Annotated in this window: 12 protein-coding genes; 10 read left to right on the top strand and 2 right to left on the bottom strand. The window is 73.5% G+C overall.

Annotated features, from left to right (window positions below):
- The first annotated feature begins 23 nt into the window (after positions 1 to 23).
- The gene (gene recN, locus AB0M28_RS21050; RefSeq protein WP_365406839.1) at positions 24 to 1,736 is read left to right on the top strand and encodes a DNA repair protein RecN; all 1,713 of its coding nucleotides are present in this window, start codon (positions 24 to 26) and stop codon (positions 1,734 to 1,736) included.
- A gap of 223 nt (positions 1,737 to 1,959) precedes the next feature.
- A complete protein-coding gene (locus tag AB0M28_RS21045; RefSeq protein WP_365406836.1) occupies positions 1,960 to 3,096 on the top strand; it encodes a glycosyltransferase family 4 protein in 1,137 nt (378 codons plus the stop codon).
- Between the two features lie 4 nt (positions 3,097 to 3,100).
- Here the strand turns inward: AB0M28_RS21045 and AB0M28_RS21040 are convergent, their stop codons facing one another.
- The gene (locus tag AB0M28_RS21040) at positions 3,101 to 4,816 is read right to left on the bottom strand and encodes a PP2C family protein-serine/threonine phosphatase (protein ID WP_365406833.1); all 1,716 of its coding nucleotides are present in this window, start codon (positions 4,814 to 4,816) and stop codon (positions 3,101 to 3,103) included.
- A 359-nt stretch (positions 4,817 to 5,175) separates the two neighbouring features.
- The gene (locus tag AB0M28_RS21035; RefSeq protein ID WP_365406830.1) at positions 5,176 to 6,981 is read right to left on the bottom strand and encodes a glycoside hydrolase family 15 protein; all 1,806 of its coding nucleotides are present in this window, start codon (positions 6,979 to 6,981) and stop codon (positions 5,176 to 5,178) included.
- A 289-nt stretch (positions 6,982 to 7,270) separates the two neighbouring features.
- Between AB0M28_RS21035 and AB0M28_RS21030 the strand changes: the two genes are divergently transcribed.
- From AB0M28_RS21030 to scpB, 8 genes are all read left to right on the top strand, one after another.
- Positions 7,271 to 8,944, top strand: a complete 1,674-nt coding sequence (locus AB0M28_RS21030; protein WP_365406827.1) for a CTP synthase — start codon at positions 7,271 to 7,273, stop codon at positions 8,942 to 8,944.
- Positions 8,941 to 9,567, top strand: coding sequence for an NUDIX hydrolase (locus AB0M28_RS21025; RefSeq protein WP_365406824.1), 627 nt, complete (start codon positions 8,941 to 8,943; stop codon positions 9,565 to 9,567). Before AB0M28_RS21030 ends, AB0M28_RS21025 begins: the two co-directional genes overlap by 4 nt.
- Before the next feature lie 120 nt (positions 9,568 to 9,687).
- Positions 9,688 to 11,700: an AAA family ATPase gene (locus tag AB0M28_RS21020; protein ID WP_365406821.1), complete on the top strand. Its 2,013-nt coding sequence runs from the start codon at positions 9,688 to 9,690 to the stop codon at positions 11,698 to 11,700.
- 166 nt (positions 11,701 to 11,866) lie between these two features.
- Entirely contained in the window at positions 11,867 to 12,982 is a 1,116-nt protein-coding gene (ald, locus tag AB0M28_RS21015; protein WP_365406818.1) for an alanine dehydrogenase, read from the top strand.
- A 309-nt stretch (positions 12,983 to 13,291) separates the two neighbouring features.
- Positions 13,292 to 14,416, top strand: coding sequence for a ParA family protein (locus AB0M28_RS21010; RefSeq protein ID WP_365406816.1), 1,125 nt, complete (start codon positions 13,292 to 13,294; stop codon positions 14,414 to 14,416).
- Positions 14,401 to 15,024: a hypothetical protein gene (locus AB0M28_RS21005; RefSeq protein WP_365406814.1), complete on the top strand. Its 624-nt coding sequence runs from the start codon at positions 14,401 to 14,403 to the stop codon at positions 15,022 to 15,024. The genes AB0M28_RS21010 and AB0M28_RS21005 overlap by 16 nt, the downstream gene beginning before the upstream one ends.
- Positions 15,025 to 15,115: 91 nt before the next feature.
- Positions 15,116 to 16,345: a segregation/condensation protein A gene (locus tag AB0M28_RS21000; RefSeq protein WP_365406811.1), complete on the top strand. Its 1,230-nt coding sequence runs from the start codon at positions 15,116 to 15,118 to the stop codon at positions 16,343 to 16,345.
- 59 nt (positions 16,346 to 16,404) lie between these two features.
- Complete coding sequence (scpB, locus tag AB0M28_RS20995) at positions 16,405 to 17,028, top strand: SMC-Scp complex subunit ScpB (RefSeq protein WP_365406880.1); 624 nt, start codon at positions 16,405 to 16,407, stop codon at positions 17,026 to 17,028.
- Positions 17,029 to 17,030: the final 2 nt, after the last annotated feature.

Genomic DNA, 17,030 nt, shown 5'->3' with positions numbered 1-17,030 from the left:
GATTCCCCGGTTCAAAACCTCGTATGGTCGTATCCGTGTTGGAGGAGATGCGGATCCGGTCCCTGGGTGTGATCGACGACGCGGTCGTCGAGCTGTCGCCCGGCTTCACCGCGGTCACGGGCGAGACAGGCGCGGGCAAGACCATGGTCGTCACCAGCCTCGGGCTGCTGCTCGGCGGCCGGGCGGACGCGGGTCTGGTACGGATCGGCGCCAAGGGCGCCACGGTCGAGGGACGCGTGGTCGTCCCGCCGGACGCGCCGGCGGCCGTCCGCGCCGAGGAGGCCGGGGCCGAACTCGACGACGGCGCGCTGCTCATCAGCCGCACCGTCTCGGCGGAGGGCCGCTCCCGGGCGTACGTCGGCGGGCGCGGCGTGCCCGTCGGGCTGCTCGGCGAGCTGGCCGACGACCTCGTCGCCGTACACGGGCAGACCGACCAGCAGGGGCTGCTCAAGCCCGCCCGGCAGCGCGAGGCGCTCGACCGGTACGCGGGCGACGCGGTCGCCGTACCGCTGGCCAAGTACGACGCCGCCTACCGGCGGCTGCGGGCGGAGTCCGCCGAGCTGGACGAGATCACCACCCGCGCCCGCGAGCGGGCGCAGGAGGCGGACCTGCTGCGCTTCGGTCTGAACGAGGTCTCCGGCGTCGAGCCGCGCCCCGGCGAGGACACCGAACTCGCCGCGGAGGCCGAGCGGCTGGGCCACGCGGAGGCGCTGACCGCCGCCGCGAACGCCGCACACGCCGCTCTCGCGGGCAATCCCGAGGACCCCGAGGGCGTGGACGCCACCATGCTCGTCTCGGGCGCCCAGCGGGCGCTGGACGCCGTCCGCTCGCACGACAGCGCGCTCGCCGGGCTGTCGGACCGCCTGACGGAGGTGGGGATCCTCCTCGCCGACGTCGGCCAGGAGCTGGCGGCGTACGCCGACGGCATCGACGCCGACCCGCTGCGGCTGGCCGCCGTGGAGGAGCGGCGGGCGGCGCTCGGACAGCTGACGCGCAAGTACGGCGCCGACATCGACGCGGTTCTGGTGTGGGCCGAGGAGGGCTCCCTGCGCCTGTCCGAGCTGGAGGGCGACGACAGCCGCATCGACGAGTTGACCGCTGAACGCGACGCCCTCGTCGGCGAGCTGACGGAGCTCGGCGCGGCGTTGACGGACGCGCGGCGCGAGGCGGCGGAACGGTTTGCCTCCGCGGTGACGGCCGAGCTGGCCGAGCTGGCGATGCCCCACGCGCGCGTGACCGTCGAAATCCGGCCACTGTCGGAGTTCGGACCGACGGGTGTGGACGAGGTCGAGCTGTACCTCGCACCGCACCCCGGCGCGCAGGCGCGGCCCATCGCCAAGGGCGCCTCCGGCGGTGAGCTCTCCCGGGTGATGCTCGCCGTCGAGGTCGTCTTCGCGGGCTCCGACCCGGTGCCCACCTATCTCTTCGACGAGGTCGACGCGGGCGTCGGCGGCAAGGCCGCCGTCGAGGTCGGCCGCCGGCTGGCGAAGCTGGCGAAGTCCGCTCAGGTGGTCGTCGTCACGCACTTGCCGCAGGTCGCGGCCTTCGCCGACCGGCAGCTGCTCGTCGAGAAGACCAACGACGGTTCCGTCACCCGCAGCGGCGTGACCGTCCTGCAGGGTGAGGCGCGGGTCCGCGAGCTGTCCCGGATGCTCGCCGGCCAGGAGGACTCGGACACGGCGCGGGCGCACGCGGAGGAGCTGCTCGCGGCGGCGCGCGTGGACGCGGCGTCGTAGGGGGCGCCGTCCGTAACGCCGCAGCGCGGACCTGACGGCCGGTGTTGACGGCGGGACCCGTGTGGGGTGCGGGCATGTGCGGGGCGCCCGGACATACCGTCCCTCATCGGGGTGATCGCCCGTCCGGGTCCCCGGGGTGCGGCGCATTCCGGTGCCATACTCCCCGCCGGGAGTGGCATCCTGCTGTCCGGCCACCACGAGACGAGACGGGAGCGCCAGCCGCGTGATCACCACCTCAGCCCCGGCGTACGGCGCCAAGCCGTACGGCGGTCTGCACGCCGTGCAGATCGTCGGCGGCGGCGGGTACGGCACCGGGCCGCACGTGCGGTCCCTGGCGGCCGGCCTGGTGGCGCGCGGGGTGCGGGTCACCGTCGTCGCCACCCCGCGGGCCGAGCGGCTGTACGGCTTCACCGACGCGGGCGCGCAGGTGGCGCGGCTGCCGGTGGGCCGCGGCGGGGAGCTGCGCACGCTGGCCGTGCTGCGGGCCGCCTGCGCCGGTTCGGACCTGGTGCACGCCCACGGGCTGCGCGCCGGGATGCTCGCCCAGACGGTCCTCGCGGGACGCCGTACGCCGCTGGTCTTCACCTGGCACACCAAGGGCGAGGACGACGGGGTGCGCGCCCGGGTCATGCCCGTGCTGGAGCGCCGTATCGTCCGCTCCTCGCGCGTCGTCCTCGGGGCGTCCACGGAGCTCGTCGACCGTGCGCGGACGCGGGGAGCGCGCGACGCGCGGCTCGCGCCCATCGCGGTGCCACCGCCCCGGATCCCCGCGCAGCTCGACGAACGGGCGCGGCAGAAGGCGCGGGCCGAGCTCGGCGCCGTCGACCGGCCGCTGCTGCTGACCGCCGCCCGGCTGGAGCCGGAGCACGGTTACACCTCGCTGCTCGACGCCGCGCGGCGCTGGCGCTCGCTCGAACCGCCCCCGCTGCTCGCGATCGCCGGAGAGGGATCGCAGCGTGCCTCGCTGCAGCGGCGGATCGACGAGGAGCGGCTGCCGGTCCGGCTGCTCGGCCGCCGCGACGACCTCGCGGAGCTGCTGTCGGCCGCCGACGTCGCGGTCCTCGCGGGCGCCTGGGAGGCCCGCCCGCTGCTGGCCCAGGAGGCGCTGCACGCCGGTGCGCCGCTGGTGGCCGCCGAGGTGGACGGCGTGGCCGAGCTGGTCGGCGAGGCGGCGGAGCTGGTGCCCCACGGCGACGCGGGGGCGCTCGCGGAAGCCGTCACCCGGCTGCTGTCGTCGCCGGAGCGGCGGCGCCGGCTGGCCGCCATGGGGCGCCGGCAGGCGGCCGGCTGGCCGACCGAGGACGACACGGTGGCGCAGGTCCTCGCGGTGTACGACGAGCTGGCCGAGGCGCTGCGCTGAGCGGTCAGCCCATGCCGGGGACGACCCGTCGTACCGCCAGCAGCGTCGCGTCGTCCGTACGGTGCGGGCCGTCGAGCCGGTCGAGGAGTCGCTCCGTGTAGTCCTGCAGACCGGCGTGCCCGGGGCCCGGCGCGGCCTCGCGCAGGCACTGCTCCGCCGCCCGGAGCAGCCGCGCCGTGTCCTCGTCCGGGTCGGTGTCGCGGCGTTCGATCAGCCCGTCCGAGTACAGCAGGACCATGTCGCCCACGACGAGCGGCGTGTCGACCACGCGGTACGACATCCCCGACAGCACGCCGAGGGCCGGGCCCGGGCCGCCCTCCGGGGGAGGCAGCTGCACCGCCCGCCCGTCGCGCAGCAGCACGGGGCGGGGATGGCCGGCGCAGGTCCAGCGCAGCAGGCCGCGCTCCGGGTGGAAGCGGGCGATCACCGCGGTGGCCGTCGACTCGGTGCCGTCGTCGCAGGCCATCTCGTTCAGCCAGTGGGTGAGGGTGTCCACCGGTTCGTCCGTGTAGCCGAGGCCCGCCAGCGCGTAACGCAGCTTCGCCATCAGCGTCACGGCCGTCAGCCCGTGCCCACGGGCGTCGCCCAGGGCGATCAGCAGCCGCCCGCCCGGCAGTCTGCGCGCCTTGTACCAGTCGCCGCCCACGGTGGCGCCCTTCGCGGGGCGGTAGACGGCCGCCGCTTCCAGCCCGTACGAGCCCAGCTCGCCGGTGAAGCGCGGCAGGACCGCGTCGCGCAGAATGTCGGCGATCTCGGCGAGCGTCTCGGCGCGGGCCCGCTGCCGGCGCGCCTCGCTGTGCGCCGCCTCGGCCCGCAGGCGGCGGCGCCGGTCGTCGGTCACGTCGACGAGGACGGCGCGCACCGCCCAGACGGGTCCGGTGGGAGGGTGCACGGGCTCGGCGACCATGCGGACGGTGCGCTCCGGTACGCCCGGCAGGTGCAGCTCGCACTCGGCGGGCCGTTCGCGCAGCAGTACGTCGTACAGGGCGGCGTGCAGCCCGGCCACGCTCTCGGGGGTGATCAGCGCGGCCAGGCCGGGCAGGTCGGGGACGGGCGCGTCCTCTGCCAGGCCGAGGACGGAGCCGAAGCCCAGGGACGGCACGACGGTGCCGTCCGTCAGATTCCACTCCGCCCAGCACGTCTTGACCAGGTTCTGCGCCGCGCGCGCCATCCGGACGCGGCTGCCGGCCTCCCAGGTGATGAGGAGGTGCGAGCCGCACGGGGCCACGCGGACCTCGTTGTTCAGCAGTACGGGCGGATGGTGGGGCCGCGTCAGGATCCACTCCACGGACTCGGGTCCCCGGGGGAGGCCGTCGCGGTGGGTGTCGACGAGCAGGCGGAAGAACGCGCTGTCCACGAGCGTGGGGAAGCGGTGGGAGAGCGGTACGGGGCCGGTCCACGGGGGGACGGCGTCCGCGGGAACGTGGTCCTTCGCATAGCGGCGGGCGCGGGCGTTCTGCGCCACGAACATGAAGTCCGTGATCTCGCCGTGCTCGTCCGGCATCGGCGTGACGAGCATCGCGGCGCTCGACAGGGCCTCGAGCAGCTCCTGGTGTCCGGGCGGCGGCGCGCTCGCCTGCGGCGTGCTTGCGGTACGCGCCGGGGCGGCGGGTGGCGCGTGTGCGCGGGCGTAGGAGTCGACCCGGTTGCGCTGCGTCGCGAGCAGTTCGGCCACGGCCCGCAGCGCCAGCCGCCCGTGCACCCCCGTCGCCCGCTCCATACCGCGCCTCCACTCAGCACCGCACCGCCCCCCATCATCACCGCGCCACGCAGGCGGGGCGACCTGGGCGGACCTGCGGCAGTCCGCGTGTGGAGCGGGGGAGGGGGTGGCCGGAACGTGTCCCTTCGCGGCGGGGTACGGACGTGTCCGGGGGATGGGGGCGGTGGGCGGCCCGACCCCCGGGGAGGCGTTCGGGCTCCGCTCCGGACGCGGGCAGGGGTGCGTAGGGGGGCGGGTTTCCGGGCCGGCGATTCGAGGTGCCGGGCCGGGGCCGCCGTACGCCAGAGTGGCCGCGGCCCGGAGCGGCCGGGCGCCGCCCGAGGGGGCGATGGCGCCCGAGCCGCCGCGAGGTGCGGGGTTCAGCCCGCGAACGCCACCGACGCGCTGAGGCGCAGGGCCGTGTCGATCAGGGGGACGTGGCTGAACGCCTGCGGGAAGTTGCCCACCTGGCGCTGCAGGCGCGGGTCCCACTCCTCCGCCAGCAGGCCGAGGTCGTTGCGCAGGGCGAGGAGCTTCTCGAAGAGGCGGCGGGCCTCCTCGACCCGGCCGATCATCGCCAGGTCGTCCGCCATCCAGAACGAGCACGCGAGGAACGCGCCCTCGTCGCCCGGCAGCCCGTCGAGGCCCTCCTCCGTACCGGAGGTCGGATAGCGCAGGATGAACCCGTCCGGCGTCGACAGCTCCCGCTGGATCGCCTCGATCGTGCCGATGACGCGCTTGTCGTCCGGCGGCAGGAAGCCCATCTGCGGGATGAGCAGCAGCGACGCGTCCAGCTCCTTCGAGCCGTACGACTGCGTGAAGGTGTTGCGCTCCTTGTCGTAACCCTTCTCGCAGACATCCCGGTGGATGTCCTCCCGCAGCTCACGCCAGCGGTCCAGCGGACCGTCCGCGTCGCCCGACTCCACGAGCTTGATCATGCGGTCGACGGCGACCCAGAGCATGACCTTCGAGTGCGTGAAGTGCCGCCGCGGCCCCCGGACCTCCCACAGGCCCTCGTCCGGCCGCTCCCAGTTCTCCTCGATCCACTGGATCATCCGGATCTGCAGCAGCGAGGCGTAGTCGTTGCGCGCCAGCCCCGTCATATGGCCCAGATGGAGCGCCTCCGCCACCTCGCCGTACACGTCCAGCTGCAGCTGGCCCGCCGCGCCGTTCCCGGCCCGCACCGGGCGCGAGCCCTCGTAACCGGGGAGCCACTCCAGCTCGACCTCGCCCAGCTCCCGCTCACCCGCGATCCCGTACATGATCTGCAGGTTCTCCGGGTCGCCGGCGACCGCGCGGAGCAGCCACTCGCGCCACGCCCGCGCCTCCTCCCGGTAGCCCGTACGCAGCAGCGAGGAGAGCGTGATGGCCGCGTCGCGCAGCCAGGTGAAGCGGTAGTCCCAGTTGCGGACGCCGCCGATGTCCTCCGGCAGGGACGTCGTCGGGGCGGCGACGATGCCGCCCGTCGGCTCGTACGTCAGCGCCTTCAGCGTGATCAGCGAGCGCATCACCGCGTCCCGGTAGGGCCCGTGGTACGTGCACTGGCCCGTCCAGTCGCGCCAGAAGTCCTCCGTCGCGGTCAGCGCCGCCTCGGGCTCCGGAAGGGCCGGCGGCTGCTGATGGGAGGGCTGCCAGCTGATGGTGAACGCGATCCGCTCGCCGGGGGCGACGGTGAAGTCCGCGAACGTCGTCAGCTGCTTGCCGTAGGTGTCGACCTCGGTGTCCAGCCATACGGAGTCCGGCCCCGCCACGGCCACCGTACGGCCGTCGACCTTGTGCACCCACGGCACGATCCGCCCGTACGAGAAGCGCATCCGCAGCGCGGACCGCACCGGGACCCGGCCGCTCACGCCCTCGACGATCCGCACCAGCTGCGGGGCGGCGCTGTCGCGGCGCGGCACGAAGTCGATGACCCGTACCGTGCCCCGCGGGGTGTCCCACTCCGACTCCAGGATCAGGGAGTCACCGCGGTAGCGCCGCCGCGCGGCCGTCGGTGGCTTCTCCCCGACGCCGTACGCCGGTCCGAGCCGCCAGTAGCCGTGCTCCTCGGTGCCCAGCAGCGCCGCGAACACCGCGTGGGAGTCGAACCGGGGCAGGCATAGCCAGTCCACGGAGCCGTCCCGGCCGACCAGGGCGGCCGTCTGCATGTCCCCGATGAGTGCGTAGTCCTCGATGCGTCCGGCCAACGTGCCTCTCCGCTCGCAGAAGTGCGTCCGAGCAGGATACGACGGAGTGACCCGGCACACAGACCCCTACAGCCCTTGTGCCGTGGCCGGCCGGTGGCAGGGGGTGGCTACCGGGTGCGCCCCAGCGCGCCGCCGCCGCCGGTGGCGCACGGGGGCCCGGGCGCTGATACCCTGGTAGCCCGTGGAGCGGAGAGTTTTCAGCCACCGGCCGAAGCACCCGCAACGCTCCCCCGAGCTCTTCCAGCAGGGGGTACGCCCAACCAGCGACCACGGGAGCCCCCCATTGGCCATGCCATCCTCGACGACCAAGCACATCTTCGTCACGGGGGGCGTCGCCTCCTCACTCGGCAAGGGGCTCACCGCCTCCAGCCTCGGTGCCCTGCTCAAGGCCCGCGGACTGCGGGTCACGATGCAGAAGCTCGACCCCTATCTGAACGTCGACCCGGGCACCATGAACCCGTTCCAGCACGGTGAGGTGTTCGTCACGAACGACGGCGCCGAGACCGACCTGGACATCGGCCACTACGAGCGCTTCCTGGACGTCGACCTCGACGGCTCGGCGAACGTCACCACCGGCCAGGTCTACTCCACCGTGATCGCCAAGGAGCGCCGCGGCGAGTACCTCGGCGACACCGTGCAGGTCATCCCGCACATCACGAACGAGATCAAGTCCCGGATCCGCCGGATGGCCACGGACGACGTCGACGTCGTGATCACCGAGGTCGGCGGCACGGTCGGCGACATCGAGTCGCTGCCGTTCCTGGAGTCCGTGCGCCAGGTCCGGCACGAGGTCGGCCGCGACAACGTCTTCGTCGTGCACATCTCGCTGCTGCCGTACATCGGCCCGTCCGGCGAGCTGAAGACCAAGCCCACCCAGCACTCGGTGGCCGCGCTGCGCAACATCGGCATCCAGCCCGACGCGATCGTGCTGCGCGCCGACCGCGAGGTGCCCGTCTCCATCAAGCGCAAGATCAGCCTGATGTGCGACGTGGACGAGTCCGCGGTGGTCGCCGCCATCGACGCCAAGTCGATCTACGACATCCCCAAGGTGCTGCACAGCGAGGGCCTGGACGCCTACGTCGTACGCAAGCTGGACCTGCCGTTCCGCGACGTGAACTGGACGCAGTGGAACGATCTCCTGCGGCGCGTGCACGAGCCGGCGCACGAGGTCACCGTGGCGCTGGTCGGCAAGTACATCGACCTGCCCGACGCCTATCTGTCGGTGACCGAGGCGATCCGCGCCGGCGGTTTCGCCAACAACGCCCGCGCGAAGATCAAGTGGGTCACGTCCGACGACTGCAAGACCCCGGCCGGCGCCAAGAAGGCGCTCGGTGACGTCGACGCGATCGTCATCCCCGGCGGCTTCGGCGAGCGCGGTGTCGAGGGCAAGGTCCAGGCGATCCGCTGGGCCCGCGAGAACCGGGTGCCGCTGCTCGGCATCTGCCTCGGCCTGCAGTGCATCGTGATCGAGGCCGCGCGCAACCTCGCGGGCGTCGCGGAGGCCAACTCCACCGAGTTCGACCCCGCCACCGCCCACCCGGTGGTCTCCACCATGGCCGAGCAGCTCGACATCGTCGCCGGCGAGGGCGACATGGGCGGCACCATGCGCCTGGGCATGTACCCGGCCAAGCTCGCCGAGGGCTCGGTCGTCCGGGAGACCTACGGCGACCAGCCGTACGTCGAGGAGCGCCACCGCCACCGCTACGAGGTCAACAACTCCTACCGCAGCGAGCTGGAGAAGAAGGCGGGCATCGTCTTCTCGGGCACCTCGCCCGACAACAAGCTCGTCGAGTACGTCGAGTACCCGCGCGAGGTCCACCCGTACCTGGTCGCCACCCAGGCGCACCCCGAGCTGCGCTCGCGGCCGACCCGCCCGCACCCGCTCTTCGCGGGCCTGGTGAAGGCGGCCGTCGGGATCCAGCAGGGCGCGAAGGGCAAGGGCAAGGCGGAGGCCAAGGCGTGACCGTCGAGGACACGCCCGCGTCCTGGGAGGTCGTCGCCTCCGCGACGCCCTTCCGCGGCGCCAAGACCGCCGTGCGGTCCGACGACGTCATGATGCCGGGCGGCGAGCCCGCCCGGCGCGACTACCAGGTCCACCCCGGCTCGGTGGCCGTGCTGGCGCTCGACGACGACGGCCGGGTGCTGGTGCTCTCGCAGTACCGCCACCCGGTGCGGATGACCCTCTGGGAGCTGCCGGCCGGCCTGCTCGACGTACCCGGGGAGAACCCCCTCGCGGCCGCCAAGCGCGAGCTGTACGAGGAGGCCCACGTCAAGGCCGAGGACTGGCGGGTGCTGGCCGACTTCTACTCCTCTCCCGGCGGCTCCGACGAGGCGATCCGGATCTTCCTGGCGCGCGGAGTCGGCGTGGCGGAGGGCGAGCGCTTCGAGGTCTCCGAGGAGGAGGCGGTCATGGAGTTCGACCGCGTCCCCCTCGACGAGCTCGTACGGGGCGTGCTGGCGGGCGAGCTGCACAACAGCTGTCTGGCACTCGGGGTCATGGCCCTGCGGGCCGCGCTCGACGGACCGGGCCTCGACTCGCTCCGCCCCGCGGACGCGCCCTGGCCGGCCCGGCCGTACGAGGGGTGACAGGCGCGCCGACCTCCGGCGCCCGCACCTGACCCGTACCGGTGAAATCAGCCCCGCCCCTCCCGGGGCGGGGCTGTGCCGTAACTGCGCGTCCACCCTGCGTGAATTACGCTCGAAAACGTGACGGACGCGGACAACGGCGGGTTCCTGTTCCTCGGACGCGGTCGCGAGATCGACGCCTTGCGGAGCGATATCGGCCGCGCCGGCCTCGACACCCTCTCCGGCCGCCCCGCGCCCCGCGCACGCGTCCTGCTCATCGCCGGACGCCCGGGCTCGGGCCGTACCGCGCTCGCCGACGAGCTGGCCCGGCGCATCGGCGACGACTACCCGGACGGCGTGCTGCGGGCGGCGCTCACCGTGGACACGCCCCGCGAGCTGCTCACGGCCCTCGGCGCCCCGCCGCCGCCCGGCGCCGATCCGGCTGAGCTGGCCGACACCCTGCGCGAGACGCTGCAGGAGCGCCGGGTGCTGCTGATCCTGGACGAGGTGCGCCGGCCGGAGCTGCTGCCGCCGATCCTGCCGGACACCCGCGACTGCCTGATCGTCGCCGTGGCCGAGGGGCCGCTGACCGGCATCCCCGACGTCCGCCCCTGCACCCTGGGCGGGCTGGAGCCGGCCGACGCGGTCCGGCTGCTGGCCGCCCACGCGGGCGACATCCGCGTCGCCTGCGATCCGCAGGCCGCCCAGGCGCTGGCCGACGAGTGCGCCGGGCACCCGGCGGCCCTGACCCTGGCCGGCGGCTGGCTCGCGGCGCGGCCGGACGCCTCGGTCGCCAGCGGTCTGAAGCAGCTCCGGGCGCTCACCGACGACGACGGGCAGCCCGGCCCCGACGCCCCGCTGCGGCGCGCCTTCCGGCTCGCGTACGAGGGGCTGCCGGCGCCCGCCGCGCAGCTGCTGCGGCTGCTGGGCGTCGCCCCCGCCGGGCTGGTGGACGCGCAGATCGCCTCCGCGCTGGCGGGCAGCACGCTGACCGGTGCGGAGAAGACCCTGGCGGACTTCGCCCGGCAGGGGCTCCTGCGGCCGGTTCCGGCTCCCGGCGAGGGGCTGTACGCCGTGCCGTCCTGCCTGCGTCCGCTGCTTCAGGGCCTGCTCCAGACCCGCGAGCGGGCGCAGGACGTGACCCTGGCGCGCGCCCGGATGCTGGAGCGGGAGGTGACGCTGCTGGGCTCCTGCCACGCGGTGACCGAGCCCGCCGACTCACCCGTGCACAAGGCGCTGGAGGGGGTGCCGCGCACCCTGCGCTTCGCCTCGGCCGAGGAGGCCGCCAGATGGCTGCGCAGCCGGCTGCCCGCGCTGCTCGCCGGCGCCCGCTCCGCCGCGTCGGACGGTGAGCTCGACACCCTCGCCCGGCGCTTCATCGCCGGGCTGTCCCAGGCGCTCACCGCCCACCACGACACCGAGGCGGCCGCCCCCGAGCTGTACCGGCTGCACGAGATGGTCCTCGGCGTGGCCGAGCGGCGCGGACTGCACCCCGAGAAGGCGGCGGCGCTGCTCAACCTCGGCGACCTCGACGCCTACGCCGGCCGCACCCCCCAGGCGCTGGTCCGCTACCGGGACGCCCTGGCCGCCGCCCGTGAGTCCGGCGAGGGCCCGCCGGGCAGGGGGCATCCCGTGCCGGTCGGCCGGGCGCTGGAGTCGCTGGGGTGCACCTACCAGGAGCTGGGCGACTTCGAGCGGGCCGCGGACTGGTACGGGCGTGCCCTGGACCTGCGGCAGGTGCGCGGCGAGGACGCCGACGTGGCACGGCTGCGGGCACGGCTGGGCGCCGTGTACACGCACGCCGCGCAGTGGGGCCTGGCCCTGCGCGAGTGGCGCGCGGCGGCCGCGGCGTACCGGCGGCTCGGGGACGTCGCGGCCCATGCGCGGGCGCTGGGCGAGACGGCGCGGGTGCAGGAGTACGCCGGTCATCCGCTGGAGTGCCTGCGCACGTGTGAGGAGGCGCTGCAGGCCGCGCTGGTGGCCGGCGACGACGAGCTGCGGGCGGCGGTGCAGCTGCGGCTCGCGGACACCCTGGACCGGCTCGGCGACCCGCAGGAGGCGGAGGTGCAGCGGGCTGCGGCGCGGCGGCTCGCGGACGTCGTCACGCCCGAGGCCATGGACGATGCCGAGGCGGCGGCCGCCGTCAATGGTTGAACCTAAGAAACAGAGACGTTTCGGAGGTGGTCTTTTTGCTTTGGAAGGCTAGACAACGAGACGTCCTTCAATACACTGGCTGTATCGCGGCGACGCCAGCAGATTCTGTGCGTCCGCATGCCGTGTACCCACCTGTTCCCTGTGATTCCAAGGACCGTGATCTGTCGTGAAGGTCGGTATCCCCCGCGAGGTCAAGAACAACGAGTTCCGGGTGGCCATCACCCCCGCCGGCGTCCATGAGCTGGTCCGGAACGGCCACCAGGTCTTCGTCGAGCAGGGTGCGGGCGTCGGCTCCTCCATCACCGACGAGGAGTACACCGCCGCCGGCGCGTCGATCCTGGCGACGGCGGACGAGGTCTGGGCCACGGCGGACCTGCTGCTGAAGGTCAAGGAGCCGATCGCGGAGGAGTACCACCGCCTGCGCAAGGACCAGACGCTCTTCACCTACCTGCACCTGGCCGCGTCCCGTGAGTGCACCGACGCGCTGCTGGAGTCCGGCACCACCGCGATCGCCTACGAGACGGTCGAGACCGCCGACCGCCAGCTGCCGCTGCTCGCCCCGATGTCCGAGGTGGCCGGCCGGCTCGCCCCGCAGGTCGGCGCGTACCACCTGATGCGCTCCCAGGGCGGCCGCGGCGTGCTGCCGGGCGGCGTCCCGGGTGTCGCCCCGGCCGAGGCCGTCGTCATCGGCGGCGGCGTCTCCGGCTGGTCCGCCGCGCAGATCGCGATCGGCATGGGCTTCCGCGTCACGCTGCTCGACATGGACATCCGCAAGCTGCGCGAGGCCGACAAGATCTTCGGCACCAAGGTGCGGACCGTGATGTCCAACGCGTACAACCTGGAGAAGGCCGTCCTCGAGGCCGACCTCGTGATCGGCGCCGTTCTGATCCCCGGCGCGAAGGCGCCGAAGCTGGTCACCAACGAGCTCGTCTCCCGGATGAAGCCCGGAAGTGTACTTGTCGACATTGCAATCGATCAGGGCGGCTGCTTCGAGGACTCGCGTCCGACCACGCACGCCGACCCGATCTTCAAGGTCCACGAGTCGGTCTTCTACTGCGTCGCCAACATGCCGGGCGCGGTGCCGAACACCTCCACCCACGCGCTCACCAACGCCACGCTGCCGTACATCGTGAAGCTCGCGAACCTCGGCTGGCAGGAGGCGCTGCGCCGCGACGAGGCGCTGGCCAAGGGCCTCAACACCTATGACGGACAGGTCGTTTACGGTCCCGTCGGCGAGGCGCACGGTCTTCCGGTGACCGAACTGAGCCGCGTTCTGGGCTGAATCTCACACCGATAGGAACGGCGTCAACACAAGGCGTCAACCAGCCAACTGATGCCCACCGGCCGAACCTTGTCACCTGGGGTTCGGCCGGTGACGTGTCTTGTCAGGGCACTTGCAGAAGCCTGTTCGACCACCGACACATCGTGCCGGGTCCGGCTGATTGTGTTGCTGGGACCCCCTGACACGCCATAGAGTCGCCAATCGTCGGCATGATGCCACGCTGACCTATCTAGAAGTTTCCTGGTCACCAAGGAGGTAGGACGACTTGTGAATGAGTCGACATTTACTCCCGGGGGTGGTCAACCAGGAATGCCTGCGCGGGGCCAGGTCCCCTCGGGGGTCGACGCGCCTGTCGGCTCCGTCGCCGTCCACACCTTCGCCGTGCGCCAGGGCCAGTACACCACCACCAGCAGGAACGATCATCACGTGAACGCCATGGCAGGCGGCCCCGGCGGCGGGGACGATCCGACGACCGGACTCGCCGACTACGACGATCTGTCCGAAGGTCATTTCTACGACCCGGACGCCGACTACGAGCCCGATCCGGAGTACGCGGCCACGCTCGCGCCGGACGCCGCGCGGCAGCGCCGCGAGCGCATCGGCCCGACGGGACGGCCGCTGCCGTACTTCCCGATCCCCGGCCCGGTGACCGACCACGGCCCGGCCACGGTCATCGCGATGTGCAACCAGAAGGGCGGCGTCGGCAAGACCACGTCGACCATCAACCTGGGCGCGGCGCTGGCCGAATACGGACGCCGGGTGCTGCTCGTCGACTTCGACCCGCAGGGCGCCCTCTCGGTCGGCCTCGGCGTGAACCCCATGGAGCTCGACCTCACCGTCTACAACCTGCTCATGGAGCGCGGGATGTCGGCGGACGAGGTGCTGCTGAAGACGGCCGTGCCGAACATGGACCTGCTGCCGTCCAACATCGACCTTTCCGCCGCCGAGGTGCAGTTGGTGAGCGAGGTGGCGCGGGAGCAGACCCTGCAGCGGGCGCTGAAGCCCCTGATGCCCGAGTACGACTACATCGTCATCGACTGCCAGCCGTCGCTCGGCCTGCTGACCGTCAACGCGCTGACCGCCGCGCAGAAGGTCATCGTCCCGCTGGAGTGCGAGTTCTTCGCCCTGCGCGGTGTGGCGCTGCTGACGGAGACCATCGAGAAGGTCCAGGAGCGGCTCAACCCCGACCTGGAGCTCGACGGCATCCTGGCGACCATGTACGACTCGCGCACCGTGCACTCCCGCGAGGTCCTCGCGCGCGTGGTCGAGGCGTTCGACGAGCACGTCTACCACACGGTGATCGGCCGGACCGTCCGCTTCCCGGAGACCACCGTCGCCGGCGAGCCGATCACCTCGTACGCCTCCAACTCCGTCGGTGCCGCCGCCTACCGTCAGCTCGCCAGGGAGGTGCTCGCCCGGTGCCACGCCGAGTGAGTCTGCCCGGGGCGGATGAGCTTTTCCGTACGACCGGGGGGATGGCGCTCCAGTCCTCCACGCCGGGCGGCGGGGCGTCGGCGTCCCGGCCCTCGGCCAACGGGGAGGGCCCGGAGGGCTCGACGGCGACGGCGTCGGCGGCTGGCTCGTCGGAGGACGACGAGAAGGAGTCCTCGGGAGCCGCGGCGGGTGGATCGGACGAACCAGAGCACTCCGGACGGCGGTCGGAGGCGCCCGTGGCGGCTCCGCCGCAGCAGCGCGTCCAGTCGCCCGGCGACCCGGCGCGGGCCAAGGCGCCGCGCGCCGGCGCCCCGGGAACGGGTTCCGGCTCCGCCCCCGCGGCCGCTGCCGCGGCGGGACAGCGCCGGCGCGGACGGCCCGCGGCCCGGCGGCCGTCCGGGCGGGAGCGGCACGACGAGAAGATCACGGTGTACGTGTCGGCCGAGGAGCTGATGGACCTCGAGCAGGCCCGGCTCGTGCTGCGCGGCGAGCACGGGCTCGCGGTGGACCGCGGCCGGATCGTGCGCGAGGCCGTCGCGGTGGTCCTCGCCGACCTCGAGTCGCGCGGCGAGGCGTCGATCCTCGTACGGAGGCTGCGCGGGCGGTAGCCCCCGTGGACCGGGCGGACCCCCGTCGCCGTGTCGGACGCGCCCCGGGTTCGGGCTGCCGTACGGGTGTGCAGGCGATACGCTGCCCGCGATGGACAGGCACGATGAGCAGCGCAAGGGCGGGCGGCGCACCCTGGGACGCGGACCCGGCGCGGGTGGCGGGACCGCCGCGCCGGACGCGCCCGTGCGGACGCTGCCGCCTCCCGTGCCGGAGCCCACCCCCGTACCGGAACCGCCGAAGCCGCAGCCGGTGCCCGAGCCGGAGCCGGTCCCCGAACCGCGCCCCGAACCGCCGGTGCCCGGCCCCGAGCCGCGCCCGCAGCCCGGTCCGGAGCCGCGCCCCGCGCCCCCTCCCGTACCGACGCCCCTCCCCGGACCCGACCCCGCGCCGCTGCCGGGGCCCTCGCCGCTGCCCCGGCCCGCACGGGATCCCGAGCCGGCGGCCGGGCCCGAGCCGGAGCCCGCACAGGCGACGGAGCCCGCCGAGGCGGCCCCGTCGGACGCCCCCGGGGACGGCCGCTTCACCGTGCGGCTGGCCAACTTCGAGGGCCCCTTCGATCTGCTGCTCCAGCTCATCTCGAAGCACAAGCTCGACGTGACCGAGGTCGCCCTGTCCAAGGTCACCGACGAGTTCATGGTGCACATCCGCGCCATGGGCGCCGACTGGGACCTCGACCAGACCACGGAGTTCCTCGTGGTCGCCGCCACCCTGCTCGACCTGAAGGCCGCCCGGCTGCTGCCTTCCGCCGAGGTCGAGGACGAGGGGGACCTGGCCCTGCTCGAGGCCCGCGACCTGCTCTTCGCACGGCTGCTGCAGTACCGGGCGTACAAGCAGATAGCGGCCATCTTCGGGGAGCGGCTGCTCGCCGAGTCCAAGCTGCACCCGCGCACCGTGGGCCTGGAGCCGCAGCACGCGGAGCTGCTGCCCGAGGTCGTCATCAGCATCGGCGCCGAGGGCTTCGCCAAGCTGGCCGTGAAGGCCATGCAGCCCAAGCCCAAGCCCCAGGTGTACGTCGACCACATCCACGCCCCCCTGGTCAGCGTGCGGGAGCAGGCCGCCGTGGTCATCGGCCGGCTGCGGGAGACGGGCGAGGCCACGTTCCAGGAGCTGATCGCCGACGCCCCCGACCCGCTGACCGTGGTGGCCCGCTTCCTGTCGCTGCTCGAGCTGTACCGCGAGAAGGCCGTGGCGCTGGAGCAGGAGGAGGCGCTGGGCGAGCTGATGGTGCGGTGGACCGGCGAGGCCGGGGACGAGCCGCTGGTCACGGACGAGTTCGACGTCGCCCCGACGGCGGACGACGACAAGGAGAAGGCCAAGTGAGCGTCACGGACGACGAGCCCCAGGTGGCGCTGCCTGCCCAGGCCGGGGAGACCGACCCGGTGGGCGAGGAGGAGGCGGAGGCCGTCGACCCCGTCGCCGAGCTGCCGCTGAAGCCCGCCCTCGAGGCCGTCCTCATGGTCGTCGACGAACCCGCCACGGCCGACCACCTGGCCAAGGTGCTGCACCGGCGGCCGCGCGAGATCAGCGACGCGCTGGCGGAGCTGGCCGACGAGTACACCGCGCAGGGGCGCGGTTTCGATCTGCGCGTGGTGGCCGGGGGCTGGCGGTTCTACACCCGGCGGGAGTACGCGCCGGCCGTCGAGGGCTTCGTCCTGGACGGGCAGCAGGCCCGCCTCACCCAGGCGGCCCTGGAGACCCTCGCCGTCGTCGCGTACCGCCAGCCGGTCAGCCGGTCGCGCGTCTCGGCAGTGCGCGGGGTGAACTGCGACGGCGTGATGCGCACCCTTCTGCAGCGCGGGCTGATCGAGGAGGCGGGCACGGAACCCGAAACAGGTGCGATCCTGTACAGGACGACGAACTACTTCCTGGAGCGGATGGGCCTGCGCGGCCTGGACGAGCTCCCGGAGCTCGCACCCTTCCTCCCGGAGGCGGACGCGGTCGAGGGGGAATCCCAGGAGGGCGTGCCGTCGTTCGATGTGGACGACCACAGCGACAGTGACTGACT

This window comes from Streptomyces sp. NPDC051940 (assembly GCF_040680895.1).
In the GTDB taxonomy this organism is placed as follows: Bacteria; Actinomycetota; Actinomycetes; order Streptomycetales; family Streptomycetaceae; genus Streptomyces.
This window is presented reverse-complemented; position numbering and strand designations above follow the sequence as displayed.